This window comes from Neisseria sp. HMSC065D04, assembly GCF_001815675.1.
Classification (GTDB): Bacteria; Pseudomonadota; Gammaproteobacteria; order Burkholderiales; family Neisseriaceae; genus Neisseria.
Genome location: NZ_KV821568.1, coordinates 520 through 1,017, shown reverse-complemented (window position 1 = coordinate 1,017; position 498 = coordinate 520). Strand labels below are relative to the sequence as shown.

General features: G+C 60.8%; 1 protein-coding gene. It reads right to left on the bottom strand.

Annotated features, from left to right (window positions below; all coding sequences use genetic code 11):
* Window positions 1–498, bottom strand: a 498-nt coding sequence (locus HMPREF3050_RS15170) for a hypothetical protein (RefSeq protein ID WP_210399941.1), incomplete at both ends; no start/stop codon positions are given.

Sequence of the window (498 nt, the reverse complement as noted above, 5' to 3'; positions counted from 1 at the left end):
CAAAGTCCGCACCGCCCAGGGTGGTGTTGCTCAGACCGGAAATCAGACCGGCAGTACCGTCGATCACGAGCGGTTTGTTGCCGTTGCCTGCTTTGCCGACGGTAATCTTGTCAGCCAGCGAGAAGCCGATGCCGTTTTCGTCGGCGCGGGTCAGGATGTTGCCGTCGCCTTTGACGCTCAGGCTGTCACCCAGTTTCTTCGCACCGGTCGTGCCGTTGTCGGCGGCAAAGGTCAGGCCTTTGTTGTCCACCGCGTCTTTCGCCGCGACGCCTTTGGCGATGTCGGCTTTGGCTTCGTCGGTCAGGTCGAGGGCGTAATCGGTAACACCGTCGGCGTCTTTCGCACCTTCGCTGACTTTAACCGCACCGCCCGCCGCTTGGCTGAGGGTGGTCTTGTCGGCGTTAACGGTGTACTCGGTGTTGTTGCCGTCCACTTTTTCGCTGACGGTCACGTTCTTACCGGCGACGACGGTGGTGGTTTTTTCGGTGGCGGCGAGTT